Source organism: Salipiger pentaromativorans (assembly GCF_024721115.1).
Taxonomy (GTDB): Bacteria; Pseudomonadota; Alphaproteobacteria; order Rhodobacterales; family Rhodobacteraceae; genus Salipiger; species Salipiger pentaromativorans.
Genome location: NZ_JAMDHK010000017.1, coordinates 59,021 through 75,082 on the forward strand (window position 1 = coordinate 59,021; position 16,062 = coordinate 75,082).

The 16,062-nt window shown below is 67.8% G+C and carries 19 protein-coding genes; 14 read left to right on the plus strand and 5 right to left on the minus strand.

What is annotated here, in order from left to right; translation table 11 throughout:
- Positions 1-3 precede the first annotated feature (3 nt).
- From M4578_RS21120 to M4578_RS21135, 4 genes are all read left to right on the plus strand, one after another.
- Entirely contained in the window at positions 4-2,388 is a 2,385-nt protein-coding gene (locus M4578_RS21120) for a circularly permuted type 2 ATP-grasp protein (RefSeq protein ID WP_258095212.1), read from the plus strand.
- Positions 2,389-2,394: 6 nt separating this feature from the next.
- On the plus strand, positions 2,395-3,273 hold the full coding sequence (locus tag M4578_RS21125) for a transglutaminase family protein (protein ID WP_258095213.1): 879 nt from the start codon (positions 2,395-2,397) through the stop codon (positions 3,271-3,273).
- Positions 3,274-3,371: 98 nt separating this feature from the next.
- A complete protein-coding gene (locus M4578_RS21130; RefSeq protein ID WP_258095214.1) occupies positions 3,372-4,361 on the plus strand; it encodes a hypothetical protein in 990 nt (329 codons plus the stop codon).
- Between the two features lie 66 nt (positions 4,362-4,427).
- Positions 4,428-5,192, plus strand: a complete 765-nt coding sequence (locus tag M4578_RS21135) for a sulfite exporter TauE/SafE family protein (protein WP_258095215.1) — start codon at positions 4,428-4,430, stop codon at positions 5,190-5,192.
- Between the two features lie 12 nt (positions 5,193-5,204).
- Here the strand turns inward: M4578_RS21135 and M4578_RS21140 are convergent, their stop codons facing one another.
- The 4 genes from M4578_RS21140 to ugpB all read right to left on the minus strand — a co-directional run bounded on the left by M4578_RS21140 (position 5,205) and on the right by ugpB (position 9,423).
- Positions 5,205-6,212 (minus strand): ABC transporter ATP-binding protein, encoded by a 1,008-nt coding sequence (locus M4578_RS21140; protein ID WP_274705709.1) that lies wholly within the window; start codon positions 6,210-6,212, stop codon positions 5,205-5,207.
- A gap of 62 nt (positions 6,213-6,274) precedes the next feature.
- On the minus strand, positions 6,275-7,111 hold the full coding sequence (gene ugpE / locus M4578_RS21145; protein WP_258095269.1) for a sn-glycerol-3-phosphate ABC transporter permease UgpE: 837 nt from the start codon (positions 7,109-7,111) through the stop codon (positions 6,275-6,277).
- A 20-nt stretch (positions 7,112-7,131) separates the two neighbouring features.
- The gene (ugpA, locus tag M4578_RS21150) at positions 7,132-8,013 is read right to left on the minus strand and encodes a sn-glycerol-3-phosphate ABC transporter permease UgpA (RefSeq protein WP_258095216.1); all 882 of its coding nucleotides are present in this window, start codon (positions 8,011-8,013) and stop codon (positions 7,132-7,134) included.
- A 102-nt stretch (positions 8,014-8,115) separates the two neighbouring features.
- On the minus strand, positions 8,116-9,423 hold the full coding sequence (gene ugpB / locus M4578_RS21155) for a sn-glycerol-3-phosphate ABC transporter substrate-binding protein UgpB (RefSeq protein WP_258095217.1): 1,308 nt from the start codon (positions 9,421-9,423) through the stop codon (positions 8,116-8,118).
- A gap of 319 nt (positions 9,424-9,742) precedes the next feature.
- Here ugpB and M4578_RS21160 point away from each other — a divergent pair, with 319 nt between their 5' ends.
- From M4578_RS21160 to M4578_RS21205, 10 genes are all read left to right on the plus strand, one after another.
- A complete protein-coding gene (locus tag M4578_RS21160; protein WP_258095218.1) occupies positions 9,743-10,579 on the plus strand; it encodes a 2-dehydro-3-deoxygalactonokinase in 837 nt (278 codons plus the stop codon).
- Positions 10,576-11,199, plus strand: a complete 624-nt coding sequence (locus M4578_RS21165; RefSeq protein ID WP_258095219.1) for a 2-dehydro-3-deoxy-6-phosphogalactonate aldolase — start codon at positions 10,576-10,578, stop codon at positions 11,197-11,199. The genes M4578_RS21160 and M4578_RS21165 overlap by 4 nt, the downstream gene beginning before the upstream one ends.
- A gap of 33 nt (positions 11,200-11,232) precedes the next feature.
- Positions 11,233-11,718, plus strand: coding sequence for a tRNA (N6-threonylcarbamoyladenosine(37)-N6)-methyltransferase TrmO (gene tsaA, locus M4578_RS21170; protein WP_258095220.1), 486 nt, complete (start codon positions 11,233-11,235; stop codon positions 11,716-11,718).
- Positions 11,719-11,884: 166 nt separating this feature from the next.
- Positions 11,885-12,700, plus strand: coding sequence for an urease accessory protein UreD (locus M4578_RS21175; RefSeq protein ID WP_258095221.1), 816 nt, complete (start codon positions 11,885-11,887; stop codon positions 12,698-12,700).
- A gap of 3 nt (positions 12,701-12,703) precedes the next feature.
- Positions 12,704-13,006 carry an urease subunit gamma gene (locus M4578_RS21180; RefSeq protein WP_008884617.1) on the plus strand — a complete coding sequence of 101 codons (303 nt, stop codon included), beginning with the start codon at positions 12,704-12,706 and terminating at the stop codon, positions 13,004-13,006.
- Between the two features lie 22 nt (positions 13,007-13,028).
- A complete protein-coding gene (locus tag M4578_RS21185; protein WP_258095222.1) occupies positions 13,029-13,601 on the plus strand; it encodes a HupE/UreJ family protein in 573 nt (190 codons plus the stop codon).
- A gap of 10 nt (positions 13,602-13,611) precedes the next feature.
- Positions 13,612-13,917 carry an urease subunit beta gene (locus M4578_RS21190; protein ID WP_258095223.1) on the plus strand — a complete coding sequence of 102 codons (306 nt, stop codon included), beginning with the start codon at positions 13,612-13,614 and terminating at the stop codon, positions 13,915-13,917.
- Positions 13,918-13,996: 79 nt separating this feature from the next.
- Entirely contained in the window at positions 13,997-14,290 is a 294-nt protein-coding gene (locus M4578_RS21195) for an antifreeze protein (protein WP_258095224.1), read from the plus strand.
- 19 nt (positions 14,291-14,309) lie between these two features.
- Positions 14,310-14,663: a hypothetical protein gene (locus M4578_RS21200; protein ID WP_258095225.1), complete on the plus strand. Its 354-nt coding sequence runs from the start codon at positions 14,310-14,312 to the stop codon at positions 14,661-14,663.
- A 21-nt stretch (positions 14,664-14,684) separates the two neighbouring features.
- Positions 14,685-15,080 carry a carboxymuconolactone decarboxylase family protein gene (locus M4578_RS21205; RefSeq protein ID WP_258095226.1) on the plus strand — a complete coding sequence of 132 codons (396 nt, stop codon included), beginning with the start codon at positions 14,685-14,687 and terminating at the stop codon, positions 15,078-15,080.
- Between the two features lie 72 nt (positions 15,081-15,152).
- Here M4578_RS21205 and M4578_RS21210 read toward each other — a convergent pair whose 3' ends face one another.
- A complete protein-coding gene (locus M4578_RS21210) occupies positions 15,153-15,998 on the minus strand; it encodes a c-type cytochrome (protein ID WP_258095227.1) in 846 nt (281 codons plus the stop codon).
- Between the last annotated feature and the right edge of the window lie 64 nt (positions 15,999-16,062).

Here is a 16,062-nt window from a genome sequence, read left to right on the forward strand (position 1 = left end):
ACCATGGCGCCGGATATGCTCTCGCGTCTGCTTGCCGGTTACAGCCCGCTCACGGGGGTTGCCGACGAGCTGAAGCGCCCGGACGGATCGCTTCGCCCGGTCTGGGAACCGCTGATGCGCTACCTCTCCGAGCAGAGCGCCGAGACGCTGGCGCGCGCCTTTGCGCGCGGCGATCAGTATCTGCACGATACCGGGGTGTATTTCCGGCAATATACCGGTACGGGATCGACCCTGCGCGACTGGCCTCTGAGCCATGTGCCCGTGGTGATCGGCGAGACGGAATGGGCGGGGCTGGCCGACGGCATCGCGCAGCGCGCCGAGCTGCTCGAGCGGGTCATGGCCGATCTTTACGGGCCGGGGAATCTGGTGCGCGACGGCTTTCTGCCTGCCGATCTGGTGGCGCAGAACCCCGAATGGCTGCGCCCGGTGGTGAATATCCGGCCGCGTTCGGGCAAGTTCCTGCATTTCCTCGCCTTCGAGATCGGCCGCTCGCCGGATGGGAGCTGGTTCGTGCTGGGCGACCGCACCCAGGCGCCCTCGGGCGCCGGGTTCTCGCTGGAAAACCGCATGGCCTCGAGCCGGGTCTTCCACGATCTCTTCCCCAAGGCCAATGTCGAGCGGCTGGCGGGGTTCTTCCGCAGCTTCCGCGATGCGATGAACGGTCTGCGCGACGACCCCGAGGGGCGGGTCGCGATCCTGACGCCGGGCCAGCACACCGACACCTATTACGAACACGCCTATATCGCCCGTTACCTCGGGTTCTCGCTGCTGGAATGCGAGGACCTGAAGGTGCAGGACGGCAAGCTCTCGGTGCGCACGATCAACGGGCCCGAGCCCGTCAGCGTGCTGTGGCGCCGGCTGGATTCGCGCTTTGCCGATCCGCTGGAGCTGGACGAGACCTCGGCGCTGGGTACGCCGGGCATGGTCTCGGCGCTGCGCGCGGGCGCGATGGACATGGTGAACTGTCTCGGTTCCGGGGTGCTCGAGGCGCGGGCGCTGATGGCCTTCCTGCCGCGCATCTGCGAGCATCTGATGGGGGCGCCGCTGCGGCTGCCCAATATCGCCACCTGGTGGTGCGGCCAGCCCAACGAACGCGCCTATGTGCTGAACAATCTCGAACGGATGATGATCGGACCGGCGCAATCGACCAAGCTGCCCTTCGACATCGACGCCACCACCGCGCTGGGCGGCAAGTTCCGCGGCACCGCCCACACCTCCGTCGCCGAGTGGATCGAGCGCGAGGGTGCCTCGCTGGTGGGGCAGGAGGCGGTGACGCTCTCGACCACGCCGGCGATGATCGACGGCAAGCTGGTGCCGCGTCCGATGGTGGTGCGGGTCTTTGCCGCGCGCACGCCCGAGGGCTGGGCGGTGATGCCCGGCGGCTACGCCCGGATCGGGCGGTCGGGGGATCCGACGGCGCTGGCGATGCAGGCGGGCGGTTCCGTGGCCGATGTCTGGGTCATGGCCGACCAGCCAGTCGCGCCGGACACGCTGCGCAAGACACCGGCAGGCCCGTTCCTGCGGCGCCTGCCCGGGTTGCTGCCGGCCCGCGCTGCGGACAATCTCTACTGGCTCGGCCGTTATGTGGAGCGCGCCGAAGGCGGCGTGCGGGTGCTGCGCGCCTATCATCTGCGGCTGGAGGAATATGGCCGCCGCACCGTGCCGCTGGTCGATAGTCTCGGCCAGTTCCTCGACAATTTCGGGCTCGACCCCGAAGAGCCGATCCCGGGCGCGCTGCTGGGGCAGTTCGACGCCGCGGTCACCTGCGCGAGCAAGGTGCGCGACCGGTTTTCCACCGATGGCTGGAACGCGCTCAACGATCTGTCGGCCACCGCCCACGATCTGGCGACGCGGGTGCAGCACGGCGACGACGCAGCCCGCGCCATGGGGGTGCTGCTGCGCAAGACCGCCGGGTTCTCTGGGCTTGTGCACGACAACATGTTCCGCTTCCTCGGCTGGCGCTTCCTGACGCTGGGCCGCGCGCTGGAACGGGCCGACCAGATCGCCGCCGTGCTGGCCGCCTTCGCCGGTCCGGAGGTTCCGGCGGGCGGGTTCGACGCGGCGGTCGAGATCGGCGACAGCGTGATGACGCATCGCCGCCGCTATACGGTCGAGACCAACCGCGACACGGTGATCGACCTGCTGGCGCTCGACCGCGACAACCCGCGCTCGATGCTGTTCCAGCTCGACCGTCTGCGCGAGGAAGAGACCCGGCTGGCCGGGCTGGCGGGGATGCCGCAACTGGGAGAGGCCTCGCGCCATATCCTGAGGTTGCAGACCGCGCTGGCGGTGGCCACACCGGAAGAAACCACCACCGAGCGGCTGGGCGAGCTGCGTGCCGAGCTGGCCGCGATCTCCGAAGCGCTGACCGCGCAATATCTGAGCTGACCGCCGATGAGCCAGGTTTACGACATCACGCTGAAAATCGCGTATCTCTACGAAAGTCCCGCCGCGGCGAGCCACACGCTGCTGCGCATGCTGCCGCGCAACCTGCCCGAGCAGCAATTGCTCTACGGGGTGGTGACCACCAATCCCGCCCCGGATTATCGGTTGGACGCCATCGACTTCTTTGGCAATCCCACGACCGAAGTCAGTCACGAGCAGCGGCTTTCCGAGATCGAGTTCCTGTTCGAAGGGCGGGTGCTGCGGCACGGCCCGGCGGGCGGGCTCGACCTGTCCTGCGCGCTGGCGTCGCTGCCGCGGGAGGTGGCGCAGATCCAGAGCATCGCGCCCGACAGCCCGCATCACTTCCTCGGCGCCTCGCCGCGCCTGCCCGCCGAGCCGGAAATCGCCGCTTTCGCGCGGAGTTGCGTAGAACCCGGCATGTCGGCGCTGGCGGCGGCGGAGGCGGTGAGCCTTGCGCTGCACGAGGCGTTCGATTTCGACCCCGAGGCGACCGAGGTCACGACCACCCCCATCGAGGCGTTCCGCGCAAGGCGGGGGGTCTGTCAGGACATCAGCCATGTGATGATCACCGCGCTTCGGGCGCTGGGGATTCCGGCGGGCTATGTGTCGGGCTTCCTGCGCACAATCCCGCCCAAGGGCCAGGAACGGCTCGAAGGGGCGGACGCGATGCATGCCTGGGTGCGCGCCTGGTGCGGCGGCGAGACCGGATGGGTCGAGTTCGACCCGACCAACGCGATCCGCGCGGGCACCGATCACGTCACCGTGGCGGTGGGCCGGGATTACTCCGATGTGGCCCCCGCCAAGGGCTCGCTGCGCTCCGAAGGCTCGCACGAGACGACGCATCAGGTGGATGTGGTGCCGATCTGAGGCATGTCCCGCGGCCGGCGGGACGGATTTACCAATGCTCAACCTGTTTCCGCCTAGACTGCCCGCAGGCGCGGGGCGCGCGGTTCAGGGCAGGGCATATGAGACGGATCGACGAAAAGCTGGCCAAGATCCTCGCGGATAATTACGCGCCGCGCGATTTCATCGTCACCTTCGCCAAGGATGCCGATCTGCTGCGGGGATGCTCGGCCACCGGGGCCGACGCGCAGGGCCGGCCACGCCCGCTGGCCGCCTACCGCGCCGATGTGAAGCGGGTGATCGAAAGCGATCTGGCCGACATCGTGCTCACCTCGCTCTCCACTGCCGAGATGCTGGCCGAGGATGGTGTCTATGCCCGCTCGAACGCGACTCCGGCGGTGCGGCTCAACGATCCGACCGACATGTGGCGCGTGCGCGGCGGTGCCTATCCGGCACATCCGGCGCTGCCCTTCCGCTCGTCGCGGCTGGATGCGGTCAAGCCGGTGGCCAATCTGGGCCTCTACGGCATGACCTTCTACAACGATCCGGCGCAGGATCATGCCACGCTGCGCGCCTATTCCGATTTCCGCGATCTCGCCACGGCAGTGGGCATCCGGCATTTTCTACAGGTCTCGGATCCGCAATTTCCCATCGCCACCGGCGAGGCCGATTATGCCGCCTACCGCAACGACATCCTGATCCGCAGCCTTGCGGGCATCGCCCGCCGCGAACGCCCGATCTTTATCGAGACCGAGTATCTCGGCCCCGCCGCGATGGAGGAGCTGGCGGGCTGGCATCCGGGGCGCCTTGTCATCGGCATCACCGGATGCCCCACCGGCACCACCCGCGATTGTCTCGAACGGCTGGCACAGGCGGAAAAATACGGCGCGCGGCTGGCGGGGTTCAGCCGTGAAAGTTTCGCCTGCGAAGATCCGGTGCTGATGCTCACCGCCATGCGCCGCGTGATCCGCGAGGGGATGGGATCTTTCGAGGCGGTCAGGGCTTATCATGGCGATCTGCAACGCTCCGGACAGGTGCCGAACCGGCCGCTTCAGGAGGATGCGGAGCTGACCAGCCCCTTGCTCAAGGCCCATGCCGCCCGCGCCGCCTGAGCGCTTTGCCCTTTCCGCCGCCGCCGGTCCGGTGCATGACGGGGCAGGGCGCAGGGGAGGCCGGGTGTGGAACCGAGCTGGACATTCTGGATCGCGGCAGGCGCCGCCACCTTCTTCGTGGGCATGTCCAAGGGCGGGCTGCCCATGGTGGCCATGCTGGGGGTGCCGATCCTGTCGGTCTTCATCCCTCCCGCCGCCGCGGCGGGGTTGTTGCTGCCCATGTATATCCTGGCGGATGTCTATGCGGTGTGGCTGTTCCGGGGCCAGTATTCGGCGCGCAACCTCAAGATCCTGATCCCGGCCGCGGCCATCGGCATCTGGGTGGCCTTTCTGCTGGTGTCGCGCGTGCCGGTCGAGGCGAGCAAGCTGGTGGTGGCGCTGATCGGGGTAAGCTATCTTGCCAGCGCGCTGCGCAAACGGCTGTCGGGCGATTACAGATCCCGCCCGGCGGATGTGCCGAGGGGGCTTTTCTGGGGCGCGCTCTCGGGGTTCACCAGCTATATCAGCCACGCCGGAGGGCCGCCCTTTCAGGCCTATACCCTGCCGCAGAAACTGCCCAAGATGACCTTTGCCGGCACCGCCACGATCACCTTCGCCTGCATCAACTGGATGAAACTGCCCGCTTATGTCCTGGCCGGGCAGGTCACCTGGGACAGCCTGCGCCAGATCGCCTTTCTCGCGCCGCTGGCGCTGGCCGGGGCCTGGGTCGGCTACAGGCTGACCACCCGGCTGCCGGAGCGCGCCTTCTTTGCGCTGGTCAATATCGCGCTGGGGCTGCTGTGCCTGCGGCTGTTCTGGGAGGTCGGACAGGCCTGGTGGCCGGGGGCGTGACGCCGGGGCGCCTCAGCGCAGCCGCCGTCCCGCATCGTCAAAGCGCATCTCCTCTCCGGTGGCCCAGCTCAGCCCCGCTTCGGCACCCTCTGCGGGCAGCTCGGCGGTTCCCTCCTGGCGCACGGTGACGGCGGTGCCGTCCTCCAGCCGGAGATGGACGAGGGTTTCCGCGCCCAGCGGCTCGATCGAGACCGCCCGCCCGTCGATGCGGCCCGCGCCAGCGGCCCCGAGCGTCAGATGTTCGGGGCGGATGCCCAGCATCTCGCCCTCTGCGCCGCCGAACCGCGCGGCGGGCAGGAAATTCGTCGGCGGCGAGCCGATGAACCCGGCGACAAAGGCGGTGGCGGGGTCGGCGTAGACATCGAGCGGCGCGCCGATCTGATCGGCCACGCCGGCGTTCATCACGATCATCCGGTCGGCCAGCGTCATCGCCTCGACCTGATCGTGGGTCACGTAAAGCGCCGTCACCCCCAGCTTGCGCTGGAGCTGCTTGATCTCGAGCCGCATCTGCACCCGCAGCTTGGCATCGAGATTCGACAGCGGCTCGTCGAAGAGAAACACCGACGGCCGCCGCACGATGGCCCGCCCCATCGCAACCCGCTGCCGCTGCCCGCCCGACAGCTCGCGCGGCTTGCGCTTGAGATAGGGGGTGAGCTGGAGGAGCGTTGCCGCCTCCTGCACCCGCGCCGCGATCTCGGCTTTCGGAGTCTTGGCGATCTTCAGCCCGTATCCCATGTTCTCGGCCACCGACATATGCGGATAGAGCGCGTAGTTCTGGAACACCATCGCGATGTCGCGATCCATCGGTTCCTGCTCGTTCACGCGTTTGCCGCCGATGCGGATCTCGCCGCCGCTGACCCCTTCGAGCCCGGCGACCATGCGCAGGAGGGTGGATTTTCCGCAGCCCGAGGGGCCGACGATCACGATGAATTCGCCATCGGCCACGTCGATGTCGACGCCATGGATCACCTTGGTGTCGCCAAATGATTTCTGAACGTTCTCAAGCGTCAGCGTGGCCATTTACTGCATGTCCCGTTTCGTCGGATAAAGAGAGTTGCGCGGGGCGATAGGTCCGGACATGTTCATTTCTCGCTGTCGACCAGCCCGCGGATGAAGAGTTTCTGCATCGAGATGACGACGATGACCGGCGGGATCATGGCGAGGATCGAGGTCGCCATGATCACCGGCCAGTCGGCGATGTCGTCGCCGCTGGGGAACATCTGCTTGATGCCCATCACGATGGTGTTCATCTCGGGATCGGTGGTGATGAGGAGCGGCCAGAGATACTGGTTCCAGCCGTAGATGAAGAGGATCACGAAAAGCGCGGCCATATTGGTGCGGCTCATCGGCAGCAGGATGTCGATGAAAAACCGCATGGGCCTTGCGCCATCGACGCGGGCGGCCTCGGCCAACTCGTCGGGCACGGTCATGAAGAACTGCCGGAAGAGGAAGGTGGCCGTCGCCGAGGCGATGAGCGGCAGGATCAGCCCGTGATAGGAATTCAGCATGTCGAACCGTGCGGCAACCTCGTAGGTCGGCACGATGCGCACCTCGACCGGCAGCATCAGCGTGACGAAGATCAGCCAGAAGAAGAGCTTCCGCCCGGGGAAGCGGAAATAGACGATGGCGAAGGCCGAGAGGATCGAGATCACGATCTTGCCGACCGCGATGCCGATGGCCATGACCGCCGAGTTCGCCAGCATCCGCGCCACCGGCGCGTTGATGCCCGAGACCAGCGCCTTGCGGTAATTCTCGAGAAACTGGTCGCCGGGCAGCAGTGGCATGGGCGGGTGCACGATCTCGGGCTGCGTCACGGTCGAGGCGACGAAGGCGAGCCAGATCGGGAAGAAGATGAACAGCACGCCAAGGATCAGCCCGGCATGGGTGAGCCAGAGCCCCGCGCCGCGTTTTTCCACCATGCCCGTGTGTCGGTCGGCCATCAGTAATGCACCTTCCGTTCGACATATTTGAATTGCAGCACCGTCAGCGCGCCCACCACCAGCAGCAGGATCACCGATTGCGCCGCCGAAGAGCCCAGATCCTGCCCGACGAACCCGTCGGCAAAGACCTTGTAGACGAGGATCGTCGTGCTTTGCTGCGGCCCGCCGGCGGTGATCGTGTGGATCACCCCGAAGGTCTCGAAGAAGGCGTAGACGATATTGACCACCAGCAGGAAGAAGGTGGTGGGCGAGAGCAGCGGAAAGACGATGGTGCGGAACCGGGTCCAGAAATGCGCGCCGTCGATGGCGGCGGCCTCGATGACGGAGCGCGGGATGCTTTGCAGCCCCGCGAGGAAGAACAGGAAATTGTAGCTGATCCGGCCCCAGGCCGACGCGACGACGACCAGCCCCATGGCCTCGGAGCCGTTCAGCACATGGTTCCAGTCATAGCCCAACTGGCCGAGATACCAGGTGATCACGCCGACGCGGGTGTTGAACATGAACATCCACAGCACGCCCGCCACGGCGGGGGCCACCGCATAGGGCCAGATGAGCAGGGTGCGATAGGTGCCCGAGCCCTTGATCAGCCGGTCGGCCAGCACGGCGAGATAGAGCGCCACACCCATCGAGACCACGGTCACCAGCGTCGAGAACACCGCCGTGGTGAGGAACGAGGCGCGGTAATATGGGTCCGACAACAGATATTCGAAATTCCCGAGGCCCACATATTGCATCGACAGCCCGAACGGGTCGGGGATGAACAACGATTGCCAGACCGCCTGGCCGGCGGGGTAGAAGAAGAAGACCGCCGTGATCAGCATCTGCGGCGCCACCAGCAGCAATGGCAGCCAGATCCCTTTGAAGATCACGCGTTTTTCCATGGTGGGTCAGCTCGGGCTTGAGGGGAAAAGACCGCGCCCCGGTGTGGGAACCGGAGCGCGGCGGACGGCCCCGGCACAAGGCCGGGGCATCTGGCAGTGGGGTCAGCGGTTGGCCTGCTCGAAGCGGCGCAGAAGCTGGTCGCCGCGGGTCTTGGCGCTGTCCATCGCGTCCTGGGCGGATTTATCGCCCGACCAGACGGCCTCCAGCTCTTCGTCGATGATGCCGCGGATCTGGTCGAAGCTGCCCAGACGGATGCCCTTGGAATTGGGCGTCGGTGCCTTGGCGGTCATCTGGATCACCGCGATGTCAGTGCCGGGGTTCGCATCATAGAAGCCCTGCTCGCGGGTCAGCGCGGCGGCGGCTTCGGTGATCGGCAGATAGCCGGTGTCCTGGTGCCACTTTGCCTGAATCTCCGGCGAGGAGAGGAAGTTCAGGAATTCTGCCACGCCCTTGTATTCCTCGTCCGACTGGCCTTCCATGACCCAGAGCGAGGCGCCGCCGATGATGGTGTTCTGCGGCGCGCCTTCGGCATCCGACCAGTAGGGCAGCGGACGCACGGCGAAGTCGAACTGCGCCTCGGCCTTGATGCCCGCATAGCCTGCCGAGCTTTCGGTGAAGAGCGCGCATTCGCCGGCGCGGAAGTTCGCGCCGCCCTCGTTGCGACGGCCGGCATAGATGAATTTGCCGTCCTTGGCCCAGTCACCCATGGTCTGGATGTGCTTGACCTGGAGCGGGCCGTTCAGCGCCAGCTCGGTGTCGAGCCCGGCAAAGCCGTTCTCTTTCGTGGCAAACGGCACGTTGTGATAGGCCGAGAGGGTTTCCAGGTGGATCCAGCTCTGCCAGGCGGTGGTCAGCGGGCAGGTGGAGCCGGCTTCCTTGAGCGTGGTCAGAACGTCGCCGACCTGCTCCCAGGTCGACAGATCGGTCTCGGGGTCGATGCCCGCCGCGGACAGCGCGTCCTTGTTGACCCAGAGAACCGGGGTCGAGGAGTTGAAGGGCAGCGACAGCATATTGCCGTCGGTATCGGTGTAATAGCCTTTGACCGCCCCGATATAGGCGTCGGGGTCGAAGTCGGCACCGGCGTCGGCCATCACTTCGTAGACCGGCTTCACGGCGCCCTTGGCGGCCATCATCGTGGCGGTGCCGACTTCGAAGACCATCAGGATGTCGGGCTGCTCGCCCGCGCGGAAGGCGGCGATCCCGGCGTTCAGGGTTTCGGAATAGTTGCCCTTGTGGGTGGCGGTGACTTTGTAGTCGCTTTGCGCGGCGTTGAAGGTCTCGACCTGCTCGGCCACCAGCTCGCCCAGGCGGCCGGTGAAGGCGTGCCAGAATTCGATCTCGGTCTGGGCGGCTGCGGACTGGCCCACCAGCGCGGCGGCCAGAGCCAGCGCGGAAATACGCAGTGTCATAAATCGTTCTCCTTGTCGTCCGGAGACCTGGCTTTGCAGCCGGACTCCCTGTTTTCGAAACGGAAATCCCGCCATCGGGTGGCGGGGATGGACCCCCCAATGCCCGATGAGCACGACAGTTTCGTGACAGCCCGGGCCGCCGGTTGGCTCCGGCGGTCCGCGGGCATGGTGTGACTGAAAGGACTGTGGCCGGCGATTGCGCGGCCCCTCTCCTCCTCCGCGCACAACTAGAACATGCATTGGCGCCGTCGCCAAGGGGGCATTGGGGTTGCGTGGAAAAGCGCCGGCGACTACCTGTCGCGCGACAAGGAGGCACGGCATGACGCAACCGGACTGGATCGCCGGGGAATGGGCGCAGGGGCACCTGCGGCTGTGGCAGATGGCGGCGGACGATACGGTGCTGGCGCAGATGGCGCCCGCGCCGGGCCGGGATGCCGCCGAGGCGCTGGCGCGGCTCCTGCCGGAGCTTGCGCCGGGCGTGCCGGTTCTGATCAGCGGCGCTGCCGATCTGCCCTTTCCGGCCGTGCCCTGCAAACCGCCGGTCATGGCCCGGGCGCGGGACGGGGCAGGGGGCTTGCACCTGCTGCCGGGCGTGGCGCAGGCGCGCCCCGCCGATATACTGGAAGGGGAGGAAACCCGTGTGGCGGGGTTCCTCGCGCTCAATCCGCGATTCGACGGGGTGGTCTGTCTGCCCGGCGCCCAGAGCCGCTGGGTGCATGTGAGCGCGGGCGAGATCGTCAGTTTCCGCAGCTTCCTGACGGGCACGCTCGGGCGGCTTCTGGCGGCACCCGAGGCGCTTGGGCCCGCGCTGGGCACGGGCTGGGACGAGGCGGCGTTTCTCGAGGCGGTGGATCAGGCGATGGGGCGCCCGGCGGGTTTTGCCGGGGATCTGTCGGCGATCCTGGCCGAATCGCGGCTGCACGATCTGTCCCCGGCGGTGGCTTTGGCGCGGCTCTGGGGGCTGCTGATCGGCATGGAGCTGGCGGCGGCGAAACCCTATTGGCTGGGGCAAAGCGTGGCCATTCTGGACGAGGGCGAGACGGCGGCGCGCTATCGCGCGGCGCTGGCGGCGCAGGGCGTGCCGGCGGTGCTGGCGGATGGCGCGCGCATGGCGCTCGAAGGGCTGAAACGCGCGCGTCGGGAGGCAAAGCCATGAGCCGAAAAATCATCGCGATCTTGCGGGGCATCACGCCCGAAGAAGTTTCCGGCGTGGCAGAGGCGCTGATCGCGGGCGGGATCGGCCGGATCGAGGTGCCGCTGAACGTGCCGGGCGCCTGGGACAGCATCCGCCTGCTGGTGCAGGGGGCTGGACGGGACGCGCTGGTGGGCGCCGGAACGGTGCTGGCGCCGGAAGAGGTGATGCGGCTGGCGCATATGGGCGCGCGGCTGGCGGTTTCGCCGGACATGAACCAGCGGGTGATCATGGCGGCGAAAAAGGCCGGCATGGTCAGCGTTCCGGGCATCATGACGCCCACCGAAGCCTTTACCGCGCTGCGCACCGGGGCGGACGCGCTGAAACTGTTTCCGGCGCCTCTTGTGGGGCCCGCGGGTCTTGCGGCGCTGAAAACGGTTCTGCCTGAGGGCACGGAGGTTTATCCGACCGGCGGCGTGTCGGCGGAGAACATGGCCGACTGGGCGCGCGCCGGCGCGGCGGGCTTTGGCATCGGCGGTTGGCTCTATGCGCCGGGCCGGCCAGCGGCCGAGGTCGCGGCCCGGGCGCGCGATGTCGTCGCGGCCTATGACGCGGCCATGGCGGGCGCGGGCGGAGCGCGCTAATCTCGCCGGGACACGCGAGAAAGGAACCCCGCCATGTCCCAGTCCGCAGAGCTTCGCCCCGGTGAGCAGATCGTGGATCTGCCGCCCGCCGAAGACGCGCATCTGCGCTACATCGGCCGCATCCGCACCCCCTTCAAGACCCGTGAGGACTGCCCCCGGCAGGGCAGTTTCGACGGCCCGGACTGCCGGGTAGAGCTGATCCCCGCGCTGGAACCGGCGCTCGACGGGATCGAGCGGACCGATACGCTGGAGCTGCTCTACTGGCTTGACCGGTCGCGCCGCGATCTGCTGACGCAGAGCCCGCGCGGCAGCGGCGAGCTGCGCGGCACGTTCAGCCTGCGCTCGCCCAACCGGCCGAACCCGATCGGCACCTCGGTGGTCCGGCTCGTGGCGCGCGAGGGCGCTGTGCTGGTGGTGCGGGGGCTTGATTGTCTCGACGGCACGCCGCTGCTCGACATCAAGCCGGCCCGCTGCGATCACGCGGTGCGCAAACGGGCCGAGGCCGAGCGGCAGGGGTGACATGCGAAGTGCCTGATTTTGCGGCAAATCGCCAGAATGCGCTCATCCGCTGCGCGCCGGTGGGCCGGCGGGCCCGGGGCCGGATGCCGCATCTTGCCGTTCCGCGGGCGCTGGCAAAGTCTGTCCGGCGCAGGAGGCCCGCGCCATACCCTACGATCAGACAGAGATGACCCGCCCGAGCGCCCACGCCGCGCAACGTGCCCGTGGGCGCGCGCGGATCGGTGCGCGTTTGCGCAACGGGCGCAGCGCGATCGGCGATCTGCACATGTCGGGCAGTTCCAAGCTGTTGTTTCCGCGCGCTCAGGGCGCGTTGCAGGCGGTCTATCTCAACAGCTCGGGCGGAATCACCGGCGGCGATGCTTTCGAGGTCGCGGCCCATGTGGAGCCGGGCGCGCATCTTGCGATGACCACCCAGGCGGCCGAGCGCATCTACCGCGCGCTGCCGGGGGAAACCGGGCGCGTCGAGACCCGGCTGGCGCTCGACGCGGGCGCGCGGCTCGACTGGTTGCCTCAGGAGACGATCTTTTTCGAAGGCGCGGCGCTCGACCGGCGCCTGTCCATCGAGATGGCGCCCGATGCGCGGCTGCTGGCCTGCGAGGCGCTGATCTTTGGCCGTCACGCCATGGGCGAGGTGCTGCACAATCTGCGCCTGCGCGACCGCATCGACCTGCGGGTCGACGGAAAGCTCGTCTTTGCCGACCGGCTGCGCCTGACGGGCGATGCCCACGAAACGCTGGCGCACCCGGCGGTGGCGGCGGGCGCGGGGGCGATGGCCACGGTGATTCACGCCGCCCCCGGCGCCGCGTCGCAGCGCGACAGCCTGCGCGCGATGCTGCCCGAGAGCGCAGGCGTCTCGGCGATTTCCGACGATCTCTTGCTCCTCCGTCTGGTTTCCGTTGACGGCTACGCGCTGCGGGGCCACCTTGCCCCCGTCCTGCGCTGCCTCAGCGGAGCCGAACTGCCACGACCCTGGATGATCTGACCCATGCAATTGACCCCCCGCGAAAAGGACAAGCTGCTTGTCGCAATGGCCGCCGAAGTGGCCCGCAAACGCCTGAGCCGCGGCGTGAAGCTGAACTACCCCGAGGCGGTGGCGCTGATCACCGACGCGGTGGTCGAAGGCGCGCGCGACGGCCGCTCGGTCGCCGAGATGATGGAGGCGGGCGCCCAGGTGATCACCGCCGGACAATGTATGGAAGGCGTGCCCGAGATGATCCACGAGGTTCAGGTCGAGGCGACCTTTCCCGATGGCACCAAGCTCGTCACCGTTCACAACCCGATCCGCTGATCCCGCAGAAAGGCCCGTTTCGATGAAGAAACTTTCCCTGATCCTCGCCCCCGCGCTGCTGACGGCAAGCCCGGCGCTCGCCCATCTCAACCCCGGTGAGCATGGGTCGTTCGCGGCGGGGTTCACCCATCCGGTCTTTGGCGCCGATCACGTGCTGGCCATGGTCAGCGTCGGTCTCTGGGCGGCGCTGCTGGGCGGACGGGCGATCTGGATGCTGCCGGTCTCCTTCGTCGCGGCGATGTGCGCGGGCTTCCTGCTGGCGCTTGCGGGGCTGATGCTGCCCTTTGTCGAGCCGGTGATCCTGGCCTCGGTGATGGTGCTGGGCGTGGCGGTGGCGCTGGCCGCCCGCGTGCCCGCCGGTCTGGGCGCCGCCGTTGTCGCGGTCTTTGCGCTGTTCCACGGCTATGCCCATGGCACCGAGATCGGCGGCGCGACGGCGCTGACCTATCTGGGCGGCTTTGCCGTCGCCACGGCGCTGCTGCATGGCGCGGGCCTGGCGCTTGGCCTGGTTCTGTCGCGCTGGGTCAGCCCGGCGCTGACCCGCGTGGCAGGCGGCGCGGTGGCCATCGTCGGCGCCGCGCTGGCGGTTGGCTGAGGAGGGCGCGATGATCCCCGGAGAGCTTTTTCCCGCCGAGGGCGACCTCGTTCTGAACGCGGATCGCGAGGCGATCACGCTGATGGTCGCCAACACCGGCGACCGCCCGGTGCAGGTCGGTTCGCATTACCATTTCGCGGAAACCAACCCTGCGCTCGATTTCGACCGCGAGGCGGCGATGGGCCTGCGGCTCGACATTGCGGCGGGCACCGCCGTGCGCTTCGAGCCGGGCCAGCGCCGCGAGGTGCAGCTTATCCCGATTTCGGGGGCCCGCCGTGTCTACGGCTTCAATCAGAAGGTCATGGGCGCGCTGTAAGCGCGGCCCGGCCGACAACAACAAGAACCGGAGTACGGTAATGATGTTCGGGCAGTTCAATGCGTGGCACGAGAGTGCCGTGAAACTTGGCCTGCTGGCCACCGAGGCGCAAAGCGTCGTGGCCTACCGGCTTCTGGGCTTCAGCGGCCTATGGTCGGTGCAGCCCTCGGAATCGATCCGCATGGTGGCCGAGAAGACGCCGGCCTTTCTGAGCGGCTGGTGGGACGCCTCGCAGGCCTGGGGCAATGGCGCGCCGCCCGAAGCGGTGATCCTGGCCTGGGCCGAGCCGCTGGAGGAGGCGGCGCGGGAAAATCGTCAGCGCCTGGCGCGGCGGGGACCGAAACTGCATCTCGGGATCGAACCCGAGGATTGACCAGGGAGGAGAGACCGACATGATGCCGATGACCCCTTTGGACTGGAGCGTGGCCGCCATGCGCGCGGCCTCGCAGGTGATGGGGGCGCAGGTGCGGCTGGCGCAGGTGATGTACGAGGCCGGCCTGCAACAGCAGTCGCGGCTCTGGGGCCTGCGCGCGCCGGTCTTTTCCGCGCCCACCGCGACGATGGGGGTCTGCGGGCCGGTGCCGCTGGGAGGCGCGCACGCCGGGGGCCGCAATGCTCCGACCCGGCTGAAGCTCGTTTCCGCCTTGCCCGATGCGCCCAGGACACGCCGCCGCCGCACGCCCTCGACGCCGCCCGCGATGCCCGCCCCGGTTGCGACCGTGGGCGAGACCGACGCCCCGGCCTGACCCTCGCAAGGACCCGATTTCATGGCCAGCCGACCGCTTCTTACCGATGACCAGCTTGCGCCGCTTGCGCGCACGGTCTTCGACGACATCCGCGCCACGCGCGGCACCGATTATGTGAACAATTTCTGGCGCGCGCTGGCGCATGATCCCGAGACGCTCAAGGCGACCTGGGAGCGGCTCAAGGGGCTGATGGGCCCCGGCGCGCTGGATCCGCTGGTCAAGGAGATGGTCTATATCGCCGTCTCGGCGGCCAATGCCTGCGAATATTGCTGCCACTCGCATACGGCGGCGGCGAAAGCCAAGGGCATGACCGAGGAGATGCATAACGAGCTACTGGCGGTGATCGGCATGGCCAGTATGACCAACGCCATGGCCACGGCGCTTCAGGTGCCGGTGGACGAAATGTTCGAGGCCTGATCCGCGATGCGCTTTTGCCGCCTTCCGTTCCGTTGCCCAGACCGCGCCCCGAAGGGCGCGGTGGGCGATGTGTCAGGCGTCGGGCAGCGGCGGCAGGCTGCGCAGGTAGAGAATGACCGCGTCGAGATCTTCGGGCGTCATTCCGGCCAGGTAGCCATAGGGCATGGGGGGCAGCATCGGGCTGCCATCGGGGCGCTGACCCTGGGTGATCATCGCCTTCAGCGCCTCGTCGCTGTAGCCCGCCAGCCCGTTTTCGTGGCTGGTCAGGTTGGCGGCGACCGAGGTGCCCCAGGGCCCGTGAAACTCGAACCCGCCCTGTCCGAGATGCTCCGGATCGGTCATCGGCCCTTGCGGGCCCATCGGCGAATGGCATTCCATGCAATGCGCGACCGGGCCGGCGAGATAGGCGCCGTATTCCACGGTGACACCCTGCGGCGGCGCGGTCACGGTTTCGACCGGCGGACCATAGGCCGGGGGCAGGGGGATGTTGTATTCCGAGGGCGGCACCTCGTTCTCCACCGGGGCGAGCGTGCGCAGGAAGGCCACGATCGAAGCGAGATCCTCGTCGCCCAGCCCGCGATACATCGCAAAGGGCATGGGCGGCCCGATCAGCGAGCCGTCGGGGCGCAGCCCCTCGCGGATCGCACGGGCCAGCTCGGCATCGCTCCAGCCTGCGATGCGGCTCGCGGGGGTGATATTGGGCGCATAGGCGGTGAAGCCCGGGTTCTTGTCGACCAGCCGTCCGGCCAGTTCCATGCCCTGCACCGGGCCATCCGGGCCCAGCGGCGTGTGGCAGTTTCCGCAGCCCGCCGGGCCCCGGACAAGATATTCGCCGCGCGCCAGATCCGGTTCTGCGGTAGCTGCCACGGCAAGGCCGCCGAGGCTGGCGACCGACAGCGCGAACGCCTTCAACTTCATGATGTGTCTCCCCTGAGAAATGCAATTAAAACAGTAAAACAAAACAGATACCCGGAACTCACCT

Excerpts from the sequence above, each read along its gene's own strand:
- M4578_RS21175 (WP_258095221.1), top strand. The coding sequence starts at position 11,885 with ATGACCCGCCCGAGCGCCCACGCCGCGCAACGTGCCCGTGGGCGCGCG.
- M4578_RS21210 (WP_258095227.1), bottom strand. The coding sequence starts at position 15,998 with ATGAAGTTGAAGGCGTTCGCGCTGTCGGTCGCCAGCCTCGGCGGCCTT.
- M4578_RS21120 (WP_258095212.1), top strand. The coding sequence starts at position 4 with ATGGCGCCGGATATGCTCTCGCGTCTGCTTGCCGGTTACAGCCCGCTC.
- M4578_RS21125 (WP_258095213.1), top strand. The coding sequence starts at position 2,395 with ATGAGCCAGGTTTACGACATCACGCTGAAAATCGCGTATCTCTACGAA.
- ugpA (WP_258095216.1), bottom strand. The coding sequence starts at position 8,013 with ATGGAAAAACGCGTGATCTTCAAAGGGATCTGGCTGCCATTGCTGCTG.
- M4578_RS21130 (WP_258095214.1), top strand. The coding sequence starts at position 3,372 with ATGAGACGGATCGACGAAAAGCTGGCCAAGATCCTCGCGGATAATTAC.
- ugpB (WP_258095217.1), bottom strand. The coding sequence starts at position 9,423 with ATGACACTGCGTATTTCCGCGCTGGCTCTGGCCGCCGCGCTGGTGGGC.
- M4578_RS21165 (WP_258095219.1), top strand. The coding sequence starts at position 10,576 with ATGAGCCGAAAAATCATCGCGATCTTGCGGGGCATCACGCCCGAAGAA.
- M4578_RS21185 (WP_258095222.1), top strand. The coding sequence starts at position 13,029 with ATGAAGAAACTTTCCCTGATCCTCGCCCCCGCGCTGCTGACGGCAAGC.
- M4578_RS21160 (WP_258095218.1), top strand. The coding sequence starts at position 9,743 with ATGACGCAACCGGACTGGATCGCCGGGGAATGGGCGCAGGGGCACCTG.
- M4578_RS21140 (WP_274705709.1), bottom strand. The coding sequence starts at position 6,212 with ATGGCCACGCTGACGCTTGAGAACGTTCAGAAATCATTTGGCGACACC.
- M4578_RS21200 (WP_258095225.1), top strand. The coding sequence starts at position 14,310 with ATGATGCCGATGACCCCTTTGGACTGGAGCGTGGCCGCCATGCGCGCG.
- M4578_RS21190 (WP_258095223.1), top strand. The coding sequence starts at position 13,612 with ATGATCCCCGGAGAGCTTTTTCCCGCCGAGGGCGACCTCGTTCTGAAC.
- tsaA (WP_258095220.1), top strand. The coding sequence starts at position 11,233 with ATGTCCCAGTCCGCAGAGCTTCGCCCCGGTGAGCAGATCGTGGATCTG.
- ugpE (WP_258095269.1), bottom strand. The coding sequence starts at position 7,111 with ATGGTGGAAAAACGCGGCGCGGGGCTCTGGCTCACCCATGCCGGGCTG.
- M4578_RS21180 (WP_008884617.1), top strand. The coding sequence starts at position 12,704 with ATGCAATTGACCCCCCGCGAAAAGGACAAGCTGCTTGTCGCAATGGCC.
- M4578_RS21205 (WP_258095226.1), top strand. The coding sequence starts at position 14,685 with ATGGCCAGCCGACCGCTTCTTACCGATGACCAGCTTGCGCCGCTTGCG.